General features: G+C 63.1%; 20 protein-coding genes. 13 read left to right on the forward strand and 7 right to left on the reverse strand.

Annotation, left to right across the window (positions count from 1 at the left end; genetic code table 11):
- Positions 1-19: 19 nt before the first annotated feature.
- Complete coding sequence (locus CHB90_RS22570; RefSeq protein WP_089280057.1) at positions 20-1,594, reverse strand: ABC transporter substrate-binding protein; 1,575 nt, start codon at positions 1,592-1,594, stop codon at positions 20-22.
- A gap of 203 nt (positions 1,595-1,797) precedes the next feature.
- Here CHB90_RS22570 and CHB90_RS22575 point away from each other — a divergent pair, with 203 nt between their 5' ends.
- On the forward strand, positions 1,798-2,709 hold the full coding sequence (locus CHB90_RS22575) for a LysR substrate-binding domain-containing protein (RefSeq protein ID WP_170941157.1): 912 nt from the start codon (positions 1,798-1,800) through the stop codon (positions 2,707-2,709).
- 8 nt (positions 2,710-2,717) lie between these two features.
- Here the strand turns inward: CHB90_RS22575 and CHB90_RS26850 are convergent, their stop codons facing one another.
- Both CHB90_RS26850 and CHB90_RS22580 read right to left on the reverse strand, forming a co-directional pair.
- Entirely contained in the window at positions 2,718-2,978 is a 261-nt protein-coding gene (locus CHB90_RS26850; RefSeq protein ID WP_483860494.1) for a hypothetical protein, read from the reverse strand.
- A 12-nt stretch (positions 2,979-2,990) separates the two neighbouring features.
- Positions 2,991-3,596 (reverse strand): DMT family transporter, encoded by a 606-nt coding sequence (locus CHB90_RS22580; RefSeq protein WP_212591639.1) that lies wholly within the window; start codon positions 3,594-3,596, stop codon positions 2,991-2,993.
- Positions 3,597-3,881: 285 nt separating this feature from the next.
- Between CHB90_RS22580 and CHB90_RS22585 the strand changes: the two genes are divergently transcribed.
- From CHB90_RS22585 to CHB90_RS22605, 5 genes are read left to right on the forward strand one after another with little or no spacing between them, the layout of a single operon-like run.
- Positions 3,882-5,021 (forward strand): sialidase family protein, encoded by a 1,140-nt coding sequence (locus CHB90_RS22585; protein WP_089280059.1) that lies wholly within the window; start codon positions 3,882-3,884, stop codon positions 5,019-5,021.
- The gene (pdxA, locus tag CHB90_RS22590) at positions 5,018-5,965 is read left to right on the forward strand and encodes a 4-hydroxythreonine-4-phosphate dehydrogenase PdxA (RefSeq protein ID WP_089280060.1); all 948 of its coding nucleotides are present in this window, start codon (positions 5,018-5,020) and stop codon (positions 5,963-5,965) included. Before CHB90_RS22585 ends, pdxA begins: the two co-directional genes overlap by 4 nt.
- Positions 5,962-6,867: a dihydrodipicolinate synthase family protein gene (locus CHB90_RS22595; protein ID WP_089280061.1), complete on the forward strand. Its 906-nt coding sequence runs from the start codon at positions 5,962-5,964 to the stop codon at positions 6,865-6,867. The genes pdxA and CHB90_RS22595 overlap by 4 nt, the downstream gene beginning before the upstream one ends.
- An 11-nt stretch (positions 6,868-6,878) precedes the next feature.
- A complete protein-coding gene (locus CHB90_RS22600) occupies positions 6,879-8,000 on the forward strand; it encodes an iron-containing alcohol dehydrogenase (RefSeq protein WP_089280062.1) in 1,122 nt (373 codons plus the stop codon).
- An 11-nt stretch (positions 8,001-8,011) separates the two neighbouring features.
- A complete protein-coding gene (locus CHB90_RS22605; RefSeq protein WP_089280063.1) occupies positions 8,012-8,980 on the forward strand; it encodes a ketopantoate reductase family protein in 969 nt (322 codons plus the stop codon).
- Between the two features lie 44 nt (positions 8,981-9,024).
- Here the strand turns inward: CHB90_RS22605 and CHB90_RS22610 are convergent, their stop codons facing one another.
- The 4 genes from CHB90_RS22610 to CHB90_RS22625 form a co-directional block, all read right to left on the reverse strand.
- Positions 9,025-9,771 carry a FadR/GntR family transcriptional regulator gene (locus tag CHB90_RS22610; RefSeq protein ID WP_089280064.1) on the reverse strand — a complete coding sequence of 249 codons (747 nt, stop codon included), beginning with the start codon at positions 9,769-9,771 and terminating at the stop codon, positions 9,025-9,027.
- Positions 9,764-10,792: a four-carbon acid sugar kinase family protein gene (locus CHB90_RS22615; RefSeq protein ID WP_089280065.1), complete on the reverse strand. Its 1,029-nt coding sequence runs from the start codon at positions 10,790-10,792 to the stop codon at positions 9,764-9,766. The genes CHB90_RS22610 and CHB90_RS22615 overlap by 8 nt, the downstream gene beginning before the upstream one ends.
- Positions 10,793-10,895: 103 nt before the next feature.
- Entirely contained in the window at positions 10,896-11,654 is a 759-nt protein-coding gene (locus CHB90_RS22620) for an SDR family NAD(P)-dependent oxidoreductase (RefSeq protein ID WP_089280066.1), read from the reverse strand.
- Positions 11,651-12,418 (reverse strand): GntR family transcriptional regulator, encoded by a 768-nt coding sequence (locus tag CHB90_RS22625; protein ID WP_089280067.1) that lies wholly within the window; start codon positions 12,416-12,418, stop codon positions 11,651-11,653. Before CHB90_RS22625 ends, CHB90_RS22620 begins: the two co-directional genes overlap by 4 nt.
- A gap of 162 nt (positions 12,419-12,580) precedes the next feature.
- Here CHB90_RS22625 and CHB90_RS22630 point away from each other — a divergent pair, with 162 nt between their 5' ends.
- The 7 genes from CHB90_RS22630 to CHB90_RS22660 form a co-directional block, all read left to right on the forward strand.
- Positions 12,581-13,621 (forward strand): TRAP transporter substrate-binding protein, encoded by a 1,041-nt coding sequence (locus tag CHB90_RS22630; protein WP_245823341.1) that lies wholly within the window; start codon positions 12,581-12,583, stop codon positions 13,619-13,621.
- A gap of 139 nt (positions 13,622-13,760) precedes the next feature.
- Complete coding sequence (locus CHB90_RS22635) at positions 13,761-15,836, forward strand: TRAP transporter large permease subunit (protein WP_089280068.1); 2,076 nt, start codon at positions 13,761-13,763, stop codon at positions 15,834-15,836.
- Between the two features lie 13 nt (positions 15,837-15,849).
- Positions 15,850-15,972, forward strand: a complete 123-nt coding sequence (locus CHB90_RS22640; protein ID WP_089280069.1) for a dihydroxy-acid dehydratase — start codon at positions 15,850-15,852, stop codon at positions 15,970-15,972.
- A 10-nt stretch (positions 15,973-15,982) separates the two neighbouring features.
- Positions 15,983-17,716, forward strand: a complete 1,734-nt coding sequence (araD, locus tag CHB90_RS22645; RefSeq protein ID WP_089280070.1) for an L-arabinonate dehydratase — start codon at positions 15,983-15,985, stop codon at positions 17,714-17,716.
- A gap of 40 nt (positions 17,717-17,756) precedes the next feature.
- The gene (locus CHB90_RS22650) at positions 17,757-18,656 is read left to right on the forward strand and encodes a dihydrodipicolinate synthase family protein (RefSeq protein WP_089280071.1); all 900 of its coding nucleotides are present in this window, start codon (positions 17,757-17,759) and stop codon (positions 18,654-18,656) included.
- A gap of 124 nt (positions 18,657-18,780) precedes the next feature.
- Positions 18,781-19,506 carry a ribonuclease activity regulator RraA gene (locus CHB90_RS22655; RefSeq protein WP_212591640.1) on the forward strand — a complete coding sequence of 242 codons (726 nt, stop codon included), beginning with the start codon at positions 18,781-18,783 and terminating at the stop codon, positions 19,504-19,506.
- A 264-nt stretch (positions 19,507-19,770) separates the two neighbouring features.
- Positions 19,771-20,146: aldehyde dehydrogenase family protein (locus tag CHB90_RS22660; protein WP_141135954.1), on the forward strand; the 376-nt coding region annotated here is incomplete at its 3' end.

A 20,146-nucleotide genomic window follows, 5' to 3' on the forward strand; every position in this document is an offset into this window, starting at 1 on the left:
GGCTGCTGTCGGATTTTGTCTAGCAGCTTGATTCTACAAAGCTTTCGCGGGCACGCCAGCTATTTCCCCTGATTTGGATGAATAAGCCGGGCTTAAAGCCGATCTGGCTCAGCTGCAGTTCCGAGTTTGTCCGGATGGTCGGCGTGAACGCCAGACGCGGGTTGACGCGGCTGAAGCCTACCATGTGGAACAACATCACATCGGCAACCAGATCCTGCTGGATGTACTTGAACGTCTCGCTCCACTTTGCCTCGCGTTCCGCGCCGGTCAGGGCTGTGGCATCCGCGATCATGCTTTCCAGTGTTTCGTCACAAGTGGCCGACTGAAGCCCCTCACAGGCATATTTGAAGTACATCGAAAACACCGGGTCGCCATTGGCGTTGTCGTGCTGCGCATTGACGATTTCCGGGCCACGGCCTTCGGCAAAGGGTTGCGAATAGTGGTCCAGCCATTCCGCGACCTCGACCATCCGCAATTCCATGTTGAACCCGGCTTCTTGCCACATGGACAGGATCGCCTCCATGGTTTCCAGCACGTTGCCGTAGTTGCCGATGCGTCCGATCAGGGTGATCTTCGTGTCCACCGGAACGCCGTCAGCGGCGGCTTCGGCCAGCAGGGCCTTTGCCTTTTCCAGATCATAGGGATAGGGAACCAGGTCTTTGTTGTATCCGATGGTCGACGGCGGAGTGAGGCCGGTGGCCAACAGGGTGCCGTTCGCAAGGATGGTGCCGACAAAGGCCTCGCGGTCGACGGCATAGTTCAATGCCTGACGCACCCGCACATCGTTCAGAGGAGCGGTGTGGTTGTCGGGCCGCATGTAGACGGTTTCCGAGTTCGGATAGGAATAATCCATCTCGGGATCGGTGGCATCCTGAAGCGCGATGTTCGCCGCGATGTCCGCCTCTCCAGCGGCAACCATTGCCGCCCGGACCGCGCTGTCCGACCGGAACAGATAGGTCGCGCCGGTGACGGCCGGGGTTTCACCCCAGTAGTTCTCGTTTGCTGACAGCTTGATATACTCGCCGCGCGCGTATTCTTCCCAGACAAAGGGGCCGGTGCCGATGGGGGTTTCGACAAAGGCATCCATCGCCGTTTCCGAGGGGACAACCGTTACGGTGGACATCAGCAGCGGCAGGATCGGCTGTGCCGGATCGGCGGTGATGTCGATGGTGGTGTCGTCGATGACTGCTGTCGTCAGCTCGATCCCGCCAAAGAACTTGGCGCCGATCTCACAGCTGATCGCGTCGCCCTGAAAGCGGGCGATGGAATGGGCCAGATCACCGGCGTCCAGCGCCGTGCCGTCCGAAAAGGTGACGCCGTCACGCAGCTTGAACCGCCAGGTGCCGTTGCCCTGATCCTCCCAGCTGACAGCAAGGCGCGGCTGAAGACCAGATCCGGGCACCAGTTCCGTCACGGTTTCCGAGATGTTTTGAAGGATCACACGACCCAGATTGGAGCGTGACGATTCACATGGATCGACGATGTCCAGCTCTTCGGACAGGACGATGGTCACCGAGTTGTCTTGCGCCAGCGCGGTCCCGGCAATGGTAGTCGCAAGTAGAACCGCGGAAATGCGGCCAAACGTATGGGTCATGGTTTTCCTCCCTATTCCCTTAGTTCCGGTAAACGAGGTCCTCCCCCCGCCGTCCCGGCTCACCGGTTTCCGATACAAATATCGTTCCGATGTTCCGTCGAGGATACGATGCAAATCCAAGGCCAACGTTCCAACCTTGGATTGATACGATCCAAATCTTGTATCAAACTGACAGTCCGCATTTCGCCTTTGGAGGCCGCTACATGGGCACATCCTCGTATGAACTGTTTCAGTTGCGCTGCTTCGTTGCGGTGGCCGAAGAGCTGAATTTTCGCCGTGCGGCCGGACGGCTGAACATGACCCAGCCGCCGCTGTCGCGGCAGATCAAACTGTTGGAACATGCCGTCGGCGAGACGCTCTTGTTCCGCACTAGCCGCGAGGTCCGGCTGACGCCCGCCGGGGCAAGTTTTCTGGTCAGCGCCAACAGTCTTTTGCAGCAGGCCGAACTGGCCGTACTGGTGGCGCGACAAGCCGCGCGGGGCGAGGCCGGCGACGTGGCGCTTGGCTTTGTCCCCTCGGCGGGCATCGACTTTATTCCCCGCATCGCAAGCGCGGTCATGGAGCGCCTGCCCGATGTGACGTTCAAGCCAATCGAGATGATGAGCTACGAGATCATCCAATCGCTTTTGTCCGGCCAGCTGGACATGGGACTGACCCGCACGTCGCGGCGCCATGCCGAGATCGAAAGCCTGCAAGTGATCAGCGAACCCTTTGTCTTGGTCGCTCCGTCGGATCATCCGCTGGCCCGATCCCCTGAACCAGAGCTTGCCGACCTCGATGGGCAGCGTTTTGTCGGATATTCCGCCGACCGAGGCGGTTTCCTGAGCGAACAGCACAAGGCGCTGTTCACTGGCCTGGGCATCACCCCAAGGATCGTGATGGAGCTTAGCCAGACCATGACCATCCTGTCCTGTGTGAACAACGGGATCGGCGTATCGCTTGTGCCGCGCTCTTCGTTGACTGTGCAGATGAGCAATCTCACCTTCCGCGAGATCGAAACGCCGGACCGCCTGCGGTCTACGCTGTACCTGACCATCGGTCCCCGCAGACGGGATACACCGTTGTTTACGCGGATGCGCGGCATCATCGCCGAAGTGCTGCGGGACACGCGGTAGTCGCTGTTTCACGGCCGCATCCTTGCGGCGGCCCGCGCGCTGCGGGCCATCAGGACAATTGCCGCAAAGATGATCGCAGCACCGACCCAAGTCGTTACCGGCGCGACCTGGCCAAAAAAGAAATAGCCCATCACGGCGACCAGCGGCAATCGGACGAAATCGACTGGAACGATCAACGAGGCTTCGGCGAAATAGAACGCCCGCGTGACGCACCCCATGGCCGCCGCGCCGATCACCCCCTGAAGCGCGAGAACCAGCCATTCTATCAGCGTTGGCGTTGTCTAGACCAACGCGGCAGGCAGCGCCGCAATCGGCACCATGGCAATCAAGTTCCATGCCACCAGAGTTTCCGTCGAATCGCGCCCCGACATGGGCTTCAGGATCAATTGGATCAGCGCCGTCAGCAGCGCCCCCAAAAGCGCGAAGGCCAAACCGCTGGAAATCCCCGCCTGACGCCCGGGGCTGAGCACGATCAGCACCCCTATGAACCCAAGAAGAACCGCAATGATCCGCAGCCTGCGGGGACGTTCGCCCAGAAAGATCCAAGCCCCGAAGGTGACAAAGATCGGCGAGGTAAAGGCGATCGCGGTCACATCGGCCAGCGGAGCGGTCGTGAAGGCGACGAAAAACGCCAACAGCGACGCGAGCTTTAGCGCGGCGCGCAATGCATGACGAAAACGGTAGTTGGAGCGCAACATATCGGGCCGCGCAATGATAAATGGCAGCACAACCAACAGCCCGAACAGCGCGCGGGTGAAGCCCATGACAAAGGGATGCACCGCACCCGCCAACGCGCGCACCAACACCGAGTCGATTGCCCCAAGCGCCGCGGCCCCAACCATAAGACCGACCCCGAAAACCGCTGACCGATCCAACGCCTGCCCCATCTTGCCAAAACATCTCCAACCCCAGGACAGCCACACCCGCAAGAACGACACCATTCGAGTCCTGACGAGAGCGTCTCAACATGCCCCCAACTTGTCAATATTTTTGATTACGCAACGTGACACATACCACTGGAAAATTTTTAAGTCATTTATTATCAGTGTAATGTCGATCCACTCGAGAAGGCATACAAAAGTTCCAACTTGACAACTTGTACCGGAACCCACGATCCTGTGCCAAATTCCCTTACCGGTATCACCTCCCTTTCAGCAATAGAGCCGTCGCTCATGCCCCTCCCCAAAGACATCGCAAACCGCATGGACGGTCGCTTATCGGTCACCGGAACAGGCCGAACTGAAGCGTTCCTGCCGTCGCCCTGCGATCAGAATCACGCGGCCTTTCTGTCACTGGGTGCGGACGGGTTGTCCTGTCTGTGGTTCGGTGGATCGCTCGAAGGCAAGGCGGACATCTCGATTTGGCGCGCAACGATGTTCGGGGACGGCTGGTCGCGGCCCACTCGCCTCACCGACGATCCCGAACGGTCTGAACAAAACCCGATTCAGTTCGATGCACCGGATGGGCGGCAGTTGATCCTGCACACCGCGCAGCCCGGAGGCAATCAGGATGCTTGCGTCGTGCGGATGCGCGAGGACGGCCTCGGGCCACGCGACCTGCCCTTGCCGCGCGGCACCTTTATCCGCGCGCCCATCCTTGTCCGCGACGATGGTGCCTGGCTCATGGGCCTGTTCAACTGCGTGACATGCCCCGGACAACGCTGGACCGGCAGCCACGACACCGCCGCCCTGGCGATCAGTCAGGACAATGCAGAAACCTGGCGGGTGGTTCAGGTGCCCGACTCCATGGGGTGCGTTCACATGACCCCTGTCGCGCTTGGCCCGGACCACTATGCCGCGTTTTTCCGCCGCCGCCAGTCCGACACCGTCTACCGCACACACAGCACCGATGGCGGCGAAAGCTGGAGTGCGCCACAGCCGACGGATGTGCCCAACAACAACTCCTCCATCTCGGTGATCCGCTTGCGCGACGGGCGTCTTGCCATGGCCTGCAACCCTGTCAATGCCGCGATGTTTCCCGACGCGCGGCGCGCCTCTTTGTATGACGAACTGGGCGACAGCGACGACCGGCCAAACGCCGATGGCGGCTGCAACCCGATCTGGGGCGTGCCACGCGCGCCCATGATGCTGGCCCTGTCTGACGACGGCGGTCACAGCTTTCCCCGCCGCATTCTGATAGAGGACGGACCGGGGGACTGCCTGTCCAACAATTCGGTGGACGGTCAGAACCACGAATTGTCCTACCCCTCGCTGATCGAAGACGCGCAGGGTACGCTCCACCTAGCTTATACCTATCACCGCCGCGCGATTAAATATGTGCGGCTGACCCGCGAATGGCTGGAGACGCAATGATCGGAATCACCATGGGCGACCCCGCGGGGGTCGGCCCGGAAATCATTCTCAAGGCCGTTGCGGGCATGTCAAAGCAGGACCGCGCCCGGACCCGCATCTTTGGCTGCCTGCGCACGCTTCAGGCGGCTGATGACGTGGTCCGGAGCGGATTGGTGCCGGGCCGCGACGCGATGGTGACGGACATTGCGGTCGAAGGCGCGCCGCTGCCCTGGGGACAAGAGGACGCGCGCGCCGGCGATGCGGCGTTCCGCTTTATGCAGGCTGCCGTAGAAGCGGCGCTGACCGGTCAGATCGGCTGCATCGTCACCGCGCCGCTGAACAAGGCCGCGCTGAACGCGGCGGGCCATCACTATGACGGTCACACCGGCATGTTGGCGCATCTGACCGGCACGCCAAAGGCATGGATGATCCTCGCGTCAGAGCGGCTCAAGGTCATCCACAACTCGACCCATGTCAGCCTGCGCGACGCCATCGACCGCGCCACGCCCGAGTCGATCCTGCAGACCATCCGCACCGGCAATGACCACCTCAAGCGGCTGGGATATGACGCGCCGCGCATCGCCGTTGCGGGGATCAATCCACATTGCGGCGAAGGCGGGCTTTTCGGGACAGAGGACGATACCCAGATCGCACCCGCCGTGCGCGCGGCACAGGCCGAGGGCATTGATACCCACGGTCCGATCCCCGCCGACACAGTGTTTCATCGCGCCTACAACGGGGCGTTTGATCTAGTGGTCGCGCAGTATCACGATCAGGGGCACATCCCGGTCAAGCTGGTGGCCTTTGACACGGCGGTGAACGTCTCACTGGGCCTGCCGATCGACCGGACCTCTGTCGATCATGGCACTGCCTTTGACATCGCGGGCAAGGGCATCGCCAGCCATGAGAATTTGGAAAAGGCCATCGCCTACGCGCGCAAACTGGCCGCCGGGAGGGGACATTGACCCACGTTATCCAAGGCGTCCATTGCGCCGCCGCCACACCTGTCACCGCCGACGGCGCGCCAAACCTGACGCTGTTCGCCGCCCATTGCCGCGCCCTGCTGGATGAGGGCTGTCATGGCATCGCCATGTTGGGCACAACCGGAGAGGCCAACAGCTTTGGCATCCGCGACCGGATGGCGCTGATGGAGGCAGCCATAGACCACGGTGTCCCCGCCGGCACGCTGCTGCCCGGAACCTCAACCCCCGCCGTCAGTGATACCGTTGACCTGACGCGCCACGCGGTTCAGGCCGGGGCCAAGGGCGTCGTGCTACTGCCCCCCTACTACTACAAAGGCGTCAGCGACGAAGGACTGTTCCGTTTTTACGCCCGGGTGATCGAGGGCGTCGGCGACGAGCGGCTGAAGGTGGTGTTGTACCACATCCCCCAAGTGACGCAGATCCCGATCTCACATGACCTGATTGACCGGCTGATGACGGCCTTTCCCGGCATTGTCTGCGCCATCAAGGACAGCGCGGGTGACATCGACAACATGAAAACGCTCTGCGCGCGCTTTCCCGATCTTGCGGTTCTGGCCGGGGCCGATCCGCTGATGCTGCCGCTGCTGCGTGTCGGCGGGGCGGGTTGCATCACTGCCACGTCAAACCTGCGGGCCGATGCGTTGCGCGTGATCTGGGAGGGCTGGAACGATCCGGCCCGCGCGGCAGAGATTGAGGCCGCTCAGGCGCGGATCGACGACTGGCGCGGATTGACCAATGCCTATGTGCAACTGCCCACCGTCAAGACGATGCTGGCGCGGTCACGCAATGATCTGGGTTGGCTGAACCTGATGCCGCCGCTGGTCGATCTGACAGAGGCCGAACAACAGTCGGTCTGGACCCGAATGGCACGCCTCGGGGCGTAAAGGAGAACGGCATGGACATCTCACGCGCAATCACCCTGCACCTGCCGAAACGGTTCGAGGTCGGCACCGGCACCGCCGCGCGACTGGGCGACTGGGTGCCTCAGGGCGCGCGCGTTCTGGTCATTGCCCTGCCGGTCACGGCGGCGATGGTCGGCAAACTGGGACTGAAAGGATCCGTCACGGTGTTTGACGCAGTCCAGCCGGAACCAAAGGACACCTGCCTTGACGCCGCGCGGGCCGCCGCGCGGGCGTGCAGGCCCGATGTCATCGTCGGGCTGGGGGGCGGATCTGTCATGGACGTGGCCAAACTGGTGGCCGCCCTGTGGAACAGCGATCAGACGCTGGCCGATGTGGCGGGGCCGAACAAGGTGGCCCAAAAGGGTGCGTTGCTGGCGCAGGTGGCCACAACCGCAGGCACCGGGTCCGAAGGCGGCATTCGCGCCCTGATCACCTCTTCGGAGACCGGGATGAAAGTGGCCGTGGAAAGCCCGCATCTGGCGGCCGACATTGCCATCCTTGACCCCGAACTGACGATGAGCGTCCCGCCCGCCATCACGGCGGCCACCGGGGTGGACGCGCTGGCACATTGCGTCGAGGCCTTTACCAACATCAACGCGCATCCGCTGATCGACGATTACGCACGCATGGGCATCCGTCTGGTGGGCCGTTTTCTGCAACGGGCTGTAGAAGACGGCAGCGATGCCGAGGCCCGCGCTGGCATGCTGCTGTCCAGCTTTTACGGCGGACTTTGCCTTGGCCCCGTCAACACCGCTGCGGGCCACGCGCTGGCCTATCCGCTGGGCACCCGCGCCGGCATCCCGCATGGGCTGAGCGTGGCGCTGCTCTTCCCCAACGTGTTGGGGTTCAACACCCCGGCGCGCCCCGACAAGACCGCCGAGGTACTGACCGCGCTTGGCCTGCCTGCCTCAGACGATCCCGATACCGTGTTGCAAGGCACCCGCGCCTATTGCACGGCACTTGGGATCAACATGTCGATGCAGAACCACGGCGCGACAGAGGCGGATCTGCCCGGCTGGGCAGCAGAGGCGCATGCGATCCGGCGCTTGATGGACAACAATCCGCGTGACATGTCTGTCGGGGACGTCGAGGCGATCTATCGCGCGGCATTTTGAAAGGGCACCCCATGCGGATCATCATCTTTGGCGTTGGCGCGGTCGGCGGCGTGATTGCGGCCTCGCTGGCCCTGACGGGGCAAGAGGTTCTCGGCATCGCGCGCGGCGCGCGGGTGAAGGCCATCCGCGACAAGGGCCTGACCCTGCGCAACCACGATGGCAGCACAACAACGCCCCTGCCCTGCGTCGAAACCGCGGCAGAGATCACGCCGCGCCCCGACGACGTGATCCTGCTGACAACCAAGACTCAGGACACGCCCCGCGCGCTGGACGATCTGCGGGCTGCGGGCTTTGCCGATCAGGCGATCTTTTGCGTTCAGAACGGGGTGGAAAACGAACGGTTGGCCCTGCGGGTGTTCCCCAATGTCCACGGCGTGAACGTGATGATGCCCGCCGAATACATGGCAGCGGATGAGGCGGTCTGTTTTGGGCGCACCAATTTTGGCGTCTTTGACATCGGGCGCTTTCCGCAGGGATCCGACCCGACCGACACGGCCCTTGCAGAGGCGCTCACTGCCGCCCGCATCAAGAGCTTTGTCGATGAGAATGTGATGCAATGCAAACACGGCAAGCTGCTGGTGAACCTTGGCAATATTGTCGAGGCCGCCCTTGGTCGCGGCGTTGCGGCGACTGAGATCAAGACCGCCCTGATGCAAGAGGCCGAAACGGTCTACCGCGCGGCAGGCATCAAGTGGCGCGACATGGGTGCGGGCGATCCGCGCCGAGGCACCCTGCTGGTCGTGGAACCGATCGACGGCGTCGACCGCGTCGGCAGCTCAACCTCGCAGAGCCTTGCCCGGGGCGCCGGGTCCATTGAGACGGATTACCTGAACGGTGAAATCGCCCTGATCGCCAGATTGGCCGGAACAGACGCACCGATCAACGCCCGCGCCGCCCGCCTGGCAAACCGGCTTGCCCGTGAGAAACGCGCGGCAGGCGCCCTCACACCCGAAGACATGGCAGCAGAACTGGGTCTCTGACACGCCACGCTCGGCCAGACAGACAGACTGACAGACTGACAGCATCAATCCTGGCCGCCGGTTTGCCTCCGTCCGTCGAACAGACGGGCGCGGGACCCTTTGAGGTGCCGGCGCATCAGATCGCGGGCTGCGTCCGGTTGCCCATCACGGATCGCGTCGAAAATGGCGCAATGCTCGGCGTAAACAGCGCTCAGCCCGTCCACGGACGCCTTCAGCGACACGCCGTGAAACTGCATCCCGACCGCGATGTGATCCTTGAGTGCCTGCATCGCGGTGGCAAAATACTGGTTCCCGCTGGCGTCCGAGATGGCCAGATGAAAGGCAAAGTCTGCGTCTTCGCGGTGCCGCGACTGCGCGGTGGCGTCACGCATCAGGTCCAGAGCCTCGGCAATGGCGGCAAGACCCGAAGGGCTGCGCCGCAGGGCGGCCTGCGCGGCAGCCTCTGGCTCCAGCGTGATGCGGAACTCATAGCAGCGCTCAAGATCGGATATGCTTTCGAGGTGGCCAAATCCCAACGGTTCACGCAGACCGGCCTGCCGCACGAAACTGCCCGCGCCACGGCGGGAATAGATCAAGCCCTGATCGCGCAGCCGCCGCAATGCCTCGCGGATGGTCGGGCGGGACACCTGAAACTCTGCGGCAAGGTCATGTTCGGTCGGCAGTCGCTCATCCGCGCCATAGGCCCCGGATTTGATCGAGCGCATCAGCTTTTGAAACACATCATCTGCAAGGCTCTTGCGGTGAACCCCGGCGGCAGACCCCGGATCAGCCTCTGGCCTGCGGTCAGTCATGATCCGTGCTTTCCTGCAATCGCGTCATGTTCAGCAACCGAACAAAGGTATCCTCGGCACCAAATCCGCCGGATTTGCTGATGATGCGGCGATGCCCGACCCGGCAACAGGGCAACCCCGGCAGCACCTCACCCTCGATGGTCAGCACATCAATCCCCAGCGCATCAAGGACCGCCTCTGCTGTTGCGCCGCCGGACACCAGCAGGGTCCCCCTGTCGGACACAATCCGCGCCACACCCTTGGCAAAGCGACGGGCGACTTCATCCCGAGCGGTTCCCGCGCCCGGTACAATCTGGACCAGCGTGACCGGCGCATCCGTTCTGATGCCGTCGGGGACCGTGCCGGACGGCGCCTCGATCACTTGTAAACCGGGGTGATGGCGCCGCAGGGCATCCATCTGCGCCAATGTGATCGGATCAGCAGACCCCACCGCAAAGCAAAGCGGCCCTGGCAAGGACGCAATGTCGGGGGCCGCGCCGGGCATCGAGGCCCGCAGCGCATGGGCCAGACCGCGCGCGCCGACTAGAACCTCATCCGGGGCCAGCGCAGCGATGGCGGCGAGAATGTCTTGGTCGCTCTGCACATCCGGTATACGGGCGCGGGTCGCGTGATCGCCCAGCACCGAAGCAACCCTGATCGGATGCGCGACGCCAAAGCCGGTCAGGCGCCCATCCACCACAACGCGCCCAAATTCGGGGATCGCCGGGGCCACCAGCAGCGGCGCGACCTCAAACGCCGTCAGTTCGGCGGCGATGTTGCCTTTCAGGCGCGAGTCGATCTTTTTGAATAGGCGCGTCCCTGTCGGCATCTGAAGCAGGACGGACCGCACACGCGCCAACGCCTCATCCGGCGAAACCTCACGCGAGCGGGTCGAAACGGCGACAACATCAGGGTGCACGCGCAGCGCGCGCCCCAGAGCGGACGGATGGCTGGCGACAACAACCTTGCCTGCCCCGGAAAACGGCGCGGCACTGTCCAGCGCACCGCTCAGGTCGTCGGCAATGAGGGCAAGATGAGGCATCGGAGGCGCGACTTGTCAAAGTTGTCCTATGCTCTGCCCTTTTCCCTTTGGTGTCAAAGGGAGTCTGGAAGAGATTTGTAATATACCTCAGGCTAGGCGAGCATCAGTTCATATAGGTTCCGCCATTGGCGTTCACTGTCTCCCCGGTGACGAAAGACGACAGATCCGAGGCCAGAAACAAGACGGTTCCGGCGATGTCGTCAGCCTGCCCCAACCGGCCCAAAGGGACAGCGGCCGTGACCCGTTCGCGATACTCGGCGCTCCATTGGCGGGACATGTCGGTTTCAACCGGGCCCGGGCAAACACCATTTACCCGGATTCCATGTGGTGCCATTTCCTGCGCAAGGTGCATGGTCAGGTAGTTCACCGCTGCCTTGGAGGCCCCATAGGCAGGTGCGGCGTTCTTGTGCGGCGTCTTGGCGGTGGTTGAACTGACGTTCACAATGACACCTCCTTTCCGGTCGATCATGCCCGGCAGGACCGCCCGGCAGAAATGAAGCGTTCCGTTCAGATTCACATCCAGCACGCGGTGCCAATCCTCCAAAGGCATGTCCAGCGTCGAGGATCGCCTATTGATCCCGGCATTGTTGACCAGAACCGCCACTGGCCCCAAATCGCGCTCTGCTACGACAACCGCATTCCGCGCGGTGGCCGGATCCGTCACATCGCCGACAAGGATCTGCGCCCGCCCGCCGTCCTGCGCAATAACCTGCCGCAGTGCAGTGAGCCGGTCCTTGTCGGTTCCGTGCAACAGGACAAAGGCCCCCGCCTGCGACAACCGTAAGGCGCAGGCCCGCCCGATGCCCCTGCTTGCTCCGGTGACTATGGCCGTCCGTCCGCCCAACAGGTTGTCCAAGTTCATTCCCCGGACCCGATTTCGGCCCAGTCCGCAGTCGTCCAGACCGGCCAGGTCTTGCCGTCCGTAAAGAAATCCGGATGCTTTGCCCGCAGCGCATCGACCCGGTTGATCGTGCCGGAAAGGTGCCGCCGAACCGCTTCTGTCGCGGCGGTCTGATCGCCGGATGCGATTGCATTCAGGATTGCCTCGTGGTCGCTGACGATCATCGCCATCTTGCCCTTTGACGGCAGGTCCAGCTGTTGGCAGCGCAGCAGATGGCCAAGACGGCGTGCCAACATTTGCTGTATGGTGCCGACACCGACCGCATCGAACAACGTCCTGTGAAAAGTCCGGTCCAGATCGTGAAACAATTCAGACTGATCGGTAGCGCCCATCAGCGCCTTTTGCATTTGCACGATCGCGCGGGCGCGCGCGACGAGGTCTTCGCTTGGTGACACCGCCAGCCGCCAAGCCACCTCTACCTCGACCGCGACGCGCAGGAAATGCGTCTCGTTCAACTGCTGTACGTCGATGCGGCTGACCACTGTTCTGGATTGCGGAAAAACCTGCACCAACCCGTCCTGATCCAGCATCTGCAGGGCCTCGCGGATCGGCGTTTGACTGACGGCATACTGTTTTTCCAGCGTCGCACGCGACAGCACAGAACCCGGAGCCCGCTCGAAAGAGATGATCTCGCGGCGCAGCTCGTCGTAGACCCTGATCGCCGCGCCATCACCGCGCGCGCCAGTAGGGGTTTTGCCCGCGTCGCGCCCCGTATCGCTTGCCATTTCCAGTCTCCTGACGGTGATCGCATGGTGCCCGGGAAAAACACGTTCCGAGGAGAGAACCAATTGGACAGGATGCAGATACTAATATATCAGTTAAACTTGTCAAGCGTGACACAGGACAAGAAACCGGCACGCGACAGTGAAATCGGAGGAGGGAAATCCATGAAAATCAATACCTTTACCAGATATTCCATGATTGCAGCGGTGGCCGCAGCGATGGGATTCACGGGTGTGACGGCGGATGCGGCGGATCGCGTGCTGAAGATCCAGACGTCGTCCAACGCCAGCCACGCATCGCTGGCCTATCTGAACGAAATCTGGGTCCCCAAACTCGAAGCGATGACCGGCGGATCGCTGAGCGTCGAATTGCTGCCGATCGACGCCGTGGTGCCCCGCCGTGAAACCGCCGAGGCGATTTCAGTGGGTATTCTTGACGGCGACCTGACCTCTATCAACTATTTCGCTGGCATCGACCCGGCCTTTGCGCTGATGGGCGACCTGATCGCAGGGTATGACAGCGCCGACCAGATCCAGGCGTTCTGCGCGCAGGGCGGCGGCAAGGAGATGCTGCAAAAACTGTATGACGCGCATTTCGAAGGCGTCCACGTGATCGGCTGTGGCGCCTATGCGCGTGAGGCGTTTGTGTCCAAGGTGCCGGTGCGCACGGTCGCGGACCTGAAGGGGCTCAAGATCCGCTCTCCCGAGGGGTTGGCCGCTGACGTGTTCAAACGCGCAGGCGCGGCGCCTGTGTCGATGTCCGGTTCCGAGACTTACGGCGCGCTGGACAAGGGCGTGATCGACGCGGCCGACAACTCGGCCTACGCCAACAACGACGCCAACGGCATGCACAAGATCGCCAAGTTCCCGATCTTCCCCGGCATCCACTCGACCCCGATCCTGCAATTCACCGTCTCCGAGGCCGTTTGGGAAGAGCTGACCGAGGCAGAGCAGATCTCGCTCGAAACCTGGTATCTGGCCGCGTACAATGGTTTGCGCCAGCATTTCGACCGTCTCGACCGCCAGTTGGTGGCCCGCGACAAGGCCGCGGGCGACATCGAAGTGATCGATTGGCCGCAGGGCGAACGTGACAAACTGCGCGCCATCGCACAGGAAGCTTGGGAAGCGTTTGCCAGCCAGTCTGACCTGGCGAAGGAAACCTATGAGACACACATTGCCTTCATGAAGGACGCGGGCCTGCTGTAAGGCTGCCCAGCCCTCCACGTTGACTTGCCCGCGACACATCGCGCGGGCAAGTCAACGCCTTTACCGCCCATTGGACATCGCAGAACCACATTGAGACCGTGCACCCAAAAGGCGCGCGGCCGGACAGGGACATTACCGCATGACTCGCAATCTGGACGACGCTCTGAAAGACACGGAGATCGGCATCGCGGACCAGGACCCGCTTCACGAAGAGGCGGATCTGGATCGCAGCCAGTACACGATTGTGGATCATGTCAGCCATGTTTCCGGCATTGCAATATCCACCTTTTATCTGATCGCCGCCACGGCGACGTTGTGGGAAGTGTTTTCCCGCTATGTCCTGCACGCGCCGACGCTTTGGGCGTTTGAGACCGTCATGGTAACCGTCGCCGCCGCATGGATGCTGTCGGCCGGATATGTGACGATGAAAAAGCGCCATATCGGCATCACCGTCATCCATAACCTTGCCAATCCAGTGCAACGTTGGTGGCTGGATCTCTTTGCCATGGTTGTGGGCGTTCTGGCCTTGTACATGCTGCTGAGTGATGCGTCCGTTCGCGCCTATATCAGCGTCGGCCGACTGGAGAAATCCGGCTCTGCCTTCAACTCTCCCCTGCCGATGATGATGAAAAGCCTGATGGTGATGGGCGGGTTCATGTATCTGGCTCAGTTGACGGTCAACCTGCACCGCCATGTCCAGTCCAAGGCCGCGCGCCTGATCGTCAAGGCCGTCGGCCTCTACTTTGTCATCTACTTCGTGTCGGCCTTTCTGGCCCATGCGCTGGATGTGCAGATCGCGGCCATGTTCACTGACTTCATTTCGGAGATCGGCAAGTCGATGGACCCGTCCAAGGCGCTGCAACTGCGTAGCATGGATCTGGGCACGATCTCTGTCATCATGGTTGTCCTGCTGATTGCACTGATGATGACGGGTATGCCGCTGGGCATGGTCACCCTGCTGGTGTCCGTCATCATGGCGGTCGGTTTCTTCGGGCCGCGGGGCTTGTTCCTTGTCAGCTCGAACGCCGTGGGTTTGCTGGAACATTACAGCCTTGTCGCGGTGCCTTTCTTTGTCCTGATGGCCTCTATCCTCGAACGCGCGGGGATCGCCGAAGATTTGTTTGACGCGATGTCGATCTTTGCCGGCAATCTGCGCGGCGGGGTTGCCGTGCAAACCACGGTGGTGGCGGTGATCCTGGCCGCCATGTCCGGTGTGATGGGCGGAGAGATCGTCATGCTGGGTCTTGTCGCGCTGCCTCAGATGTTCCGGTTGGGCTATGACCGCAAGCTGTCCATCGGCCTGATCTGCGCCTCTGGCGCGCTGGCCACGCTGATCCCACCGTCGATCATCATGATCGTCTACGGGCTGTCCGCAGAGGTCGGCATCGGTGAATTGTTCATGGCGGGGGCCTTGCCGGGCATCATGCTGGCCGTTTTCTACGCGGGCTATGTTCTGATCCGCGTCAACCTGAACCATGCGCTGGCCCCCACCGCCGCTGAGGTCGCGCAGATCACCGGGTCGGAGAAGAAACTGTCCAAGGACAGGATGATCGCCGTCGGGTTGTGTATCCTGCTGATTGGCGCTGTGATGGGATCAATTTACGGCGGCGTGGCCTCGGTGACAGAGGCTGCTGCGGTTGGTTGTGTCGGCGCGTTGATCGTGGCGGCGGTGCGTAACAAGTTCAACTGGGACGTTCTGTCGGCCGCCATGATGGGCACCATGACCACGGTTGGCACGATCATCTGGCTGGTTCTGGGCGCGGTCAGCTTTGTCGGCATCTTCAACCTTGTCGGCGGCGGCGAATTCATGCGCTCACTGTTCCTCGACATGGGTCTGTCGGCTATGGGCACCGTGATCGTGATGATGTTGATCCTGATGGTTCTGGGCACCTTCATGGAATGGATCGCCATCGTGCTGATCACCGTCCCGGTCTTTGCGCCGGTGGTGATGACGCTGGCCCCGGAACTGGGCCTGACAGAGGATCAGGCCAAGATCTGGTTCGGCATCCTGTTTGTGATGAACATCCAGATCTACTTTCTGTCGCCGCCCTTTGGCCCGGCCTGCTTCTGGTTGAAATCGGTGGCGCCCAAGGATGTCACCTTGCAGGAAATCTTTGTGGCGGTGCTGCCCTTCATCGGGCTTCAAATCGTGGGACTGTTTCTGGTGATGTACTTCCCGCAGATCGCCCTGTTCCTGCCTGAACTGTTGAATTGAGGAGGCGAGAGCCATGATCGGACGCGACAGCCATGACGACATTAACGGCTATGGTGCATGGCCTTGGGTGCTGGGGTTGGTGCTGGCAGGCTTGATCATCTTCCTGATGTTCGCCTTTTCCCAACCGATATCGTGAAGGAGTTGAGATGACGCGCAAGAGACCTGAAGATCTTCGTTCCGGGCGTTGGTTTGCGCCGGATGATTTGCGCAGCATGGGGCATCGGAGCCGTGCGATGCAGATGGGCTGGGCGGCGGATGACTGGGAGGGCAAGCCGGTTGTTGCGGTGATCAACACCTGGTCGGATCTGTCGCCGTGCCATCATCACCTGCGCGACCGGGCCGAGTGGGTCAAGCGTGGCATCCTGAAGGCGGGCGGCACGCCGGTCGAGATGCCGGTGCATTCGTTCTCGGAACAGTTCCTGAAGCCGACCTCGATGCTGTATCGCAACATGGGCGCGCTGGAGGTCGAGGAGACGCTGCGCAGCCATCCCATCGACGGGGCGGTGCTGCTGGGCGGCTGTGACAAGTCCACGCCGGCGCTGGTCATGGGGGCGGTCAGCATGGGGCTGCCGTTTATCTTCATGCCCGCGGGCGCGATGCTGCGGGGCAATTACGCCGGGCAAAAGCTGGGCTCCGGGACGGATGTCTGGAAGTACTGGGATGAACGGCGCGCGGGCAATATCACCAAGGACCAGTGGGACGGCGTGCAGGGCGGCATCGCGCGCAGCTATGGCACCTGCATGACCATGGGCACCGCCAGCACGATGATGTCGATTGCCGACGGCTGGGGGCTGACGCTGCCCGGGGCCTCGTCGATCCCGGCCCCGGATGCGGGGCACAAACGCATGGCCGCCGCCTGTGGCGCGCGCGCGGTCGAGATGGTCTGGGAGGACCTGACGCCGGACAAGATCATGACCTGGGAAAGCACGCGCAACGCGGTCACGGTGGCGATGGCGACGGGCTGTTCGACCAATGCGATCATCCACCTGATCGCCATGGCGCGGCGGGCGGGCGTCGATCTGACGCTGGATCACCTCGACGAGATCGGCCACACCACGCCGGTGCTGGCCAATATCCGCCCCTCCGGCAAGGACTACCTGATGGAGGACTTCTATTACGCGGGTGGCCTGCCGGCGCTGATGAAGGAACTGGGCGACAAGCTGGACCTCACGGTGATGACGGTGAACGGCCAGACCATGGGCGACAACATCGCAGAGGCGGTGAACTACAACGACGACGTGATCCGGCCGCTGTCCAACCCGGTGTACCAACAGGGGTCGCTGGCGGTGCTCAAGGGCAATCTGGCCCCCGACGGCGCGGTGATCAAACCCGCCGCCATGGACCCCAAGTTCCAGACCCACAAGGGCCCGGCGATTGTCGCCGACAGCTATGCCGAGCTGAAGACGATCATCAACGACGCAGATTACCCGATGACGCCGGACCACGTTCTGGTGCTGCGCAACGCGGGTCCGCTGGGCGGGCCGGGGATGCCGGAATGGGGCATGATCCCGATGCCCAAGGCGCTGCTCAAGGACGGCCACCGCGACATGGTGCGACTGTCGGATGCGCGGATGTCGGGCACCTCTTACGGCGCCTGCGTCCTGCATGTGGCCCCCGAGGCCTATATCGGCGGCCCGCTGGCGCTGATCCAGACCGGCGATATCATCGAGATGGACATCCCCAACCGGACGCTGAACGTCGTGCTGACAGAGGCAGAGCTGGCGGCGCGCCGCGCTGCCTGGACAGCACCCGCGCCGCGCTTTGAACGCGGCTATGGCCAGATGTTCAGCAAACATGTGGAACAGGCCGACAAGGGCTGCGACTTTGACTTTTTGCGCAGCGACTTTGGCGGCCCCGTACCGGAACCGGAGATCAACTGATGGGTCTGGCGGACACCGCCCGGGGCGCGGGGGCACGGACATGAGCGATCTCTCCAAGGCGCTGACGGGCGTGTCCGGCATCCTTGTCACGCCGTTTGACGCGGCGGGCGAGATCGCGCCGGAGCTGCAAAAGCCGCTGGTCGACCGCGCCATCGCCGCGGGCGTGCATGTGCTGACCGCCAATGGCAACACCGGCGAGTTCTACAGCCTCACGCTGGACGAGGCCTGCGCCATGGTCACCGCCTCCGGCGCGCACATCGCGGGCCGCGTGCCGCTGGTGGCCGGTGTCGGGCGCGGGGTGCGTGACGCACAGACCCTGGCCGAGGCATCGCGCGCGGCGGGGGCCGCCGCGCTGATGATCCACCAGCCGCCCGACCCCTTTGTCGCGCCGCGCGGCGTCACCGCCTATGTGCAGGCGGTGCGCGAGGCGGGGCAGGACCTGCCGTTGATCCTGTACCTGCGCAACGACGCGATCGGGACCGATGCCATCGCCGCGCTGTGCCGCGTCGAGGGGGTCGTCGGGGTCAAATGGGCCACCCCCAACCCGATGAAGCTGAAGGCCGCCATGGCCGCCGCCCCCGATCACATCACCTGGACCGGCGGCCTGGCCGAGGTCTGGGCGCCTGCGCTCTACGCTGTCGGCGCGCGCGGCTTTACCAGCGGGCTGATCAACGTCTGGCCGGAACGGTCGGTGGCGATCAACACCGCGCTGGAGGCGGGCGACTACGCCCGCGCCCGCGCGCTGATCGCCGACATGCAGGTGTTCGAGGACATCCGCGCCGAGGAACAGGGCGGCGCCAACGTGCCCGGCGTCAAGGCGGCGCTGGCGCTGATGGGCGCGGATTGCGGCGTGGCGCGCCCGCCCGCTGCATGGCCCCTGACCGACGACCAGAGGACGCGCCTGCGCGGCTTCATGGCAGAAAACGGACTGCTGGCATGAGCCGCATCCTGCGACGCAAGCGGGACCAGGCGGCTTTCAAACCACTTGAAACGCGTTTCGAACCGCGTTCGAAAGGCTTTTGCAAAAGCCTTTCCAGCGCAGATGTCACCCGAAGGAAACAGACATGACCGATCACCCCCTGACCCCCGACACCAAGGCCAAGCTGGAACAGGTCTCTGTCGCCACGCTGGCCACCGCGCTGTACAAGCGCGGGCTGCGCAACCAGGTCATCCAGGACGTGCACCCGCTGTCTCAGAAGGGCAAGAACATGGTCGGCCCGGCCTTTACCCTGCGCTACATGCCGGCGCGCGAGGACCGCAACCAGCTGGTCGAGTTCCGCAACCCCGAGCACCCGCAGCGCAAGGCCATCGAAACCTGCCCGCCGGGGCATGTCTTTGTCATGGACAGCCGCAAATCGGCCTATGCCGCCAGCGCCGGGGACATCCTGATCACGCGCCTGATGATGCGCGGCGGGGCTGGTGTGGTGACCGATGGTGGTTTCCGCGACGCGATGAACATCGCGAAACTGGACATGCCCGCCTATCACTCGCGTCCGTCCAGCCCGACCAACCTGACCACCAACGAGGCCATCGACATCAACGTCCCCATCGGCTGCGGCGACGCGCCGGTGTTTCCGGGCGACATCGTGGTGGGCGACGATGACAGTATCATCATCGTCCCGGCGCATCTGGCCGATGAGATTGCCGACGAGGCCATCGAGATGACCGCCTACGAGGATTTTGCCCTGGAGCAGGTCAAGAACGGCGCCGCCATCATCGGGCTGTACCCCGCCACGCAGGAGGAGAGCCTCGAGAAATTCGCCGCCTGGCGCAAGGCAAACGGCCGCTGACGCGCAGACGTCCGGACGGATCCACGCCCCGGCGCCGGTGGCGCGGGTCCCGCCACGCGGCGCGGCACCGATCTCTGGCGCCGATCTCTGGCGCCGTTCCTTGGCGTCATGCGGTTTTGGACGCCGTGTGGTTTTGCCCTCCGGCCGCCCGATTGCACCCGCTGCCCGCCAGATCACATAAGGCCAGATCACAAAGGCCGGATCACATACGGCCAGACCACAAAGGCCAGACCACATACGGCCCCGCCTACATAAGGATCGACCATGCCCGACACAGCCCTCTTCACCCCCCACGGCAAGCACCTGATCGCAGGCGAGTGGGTCGCCAGCACGGCGACCTTTGCCTCTGACCCCGCGCAGGGCCCGTCCCATGCCTATGCCATCGGCACCCCCGACCTGGTCGACCGCGCCTGCGTCGCGGCAGAGGCCGCGTTCGAGAGCTATGGCCAGACCTCGCGCGCCGACCGCGCCCGTTTCCTGCACGCCATCGCCGATGAGATCGAGGCCCGCGGCGCGCAGATCACCCAGATCGGCACGCAAGAAACCGGCCTGCCGGAGGCCCGCCTGAACGGCGAGCGCGGCCGCACCACCGGCCAGTTGCGCCTGTTCGCCGAACATATCCTCAAGGGCGACTACCTGG

The organism is Antarctobacter heliothermus (genome assembly GCF_900188425.1).
Taxonomy (GTDB): domain Bacteria; phylum Pseudomonadota; class Alphaproteobacteria; order Rhodobacterales; family Rhodobacteraceae; genus Antarctobacter; species Antarctobacter heliothermus.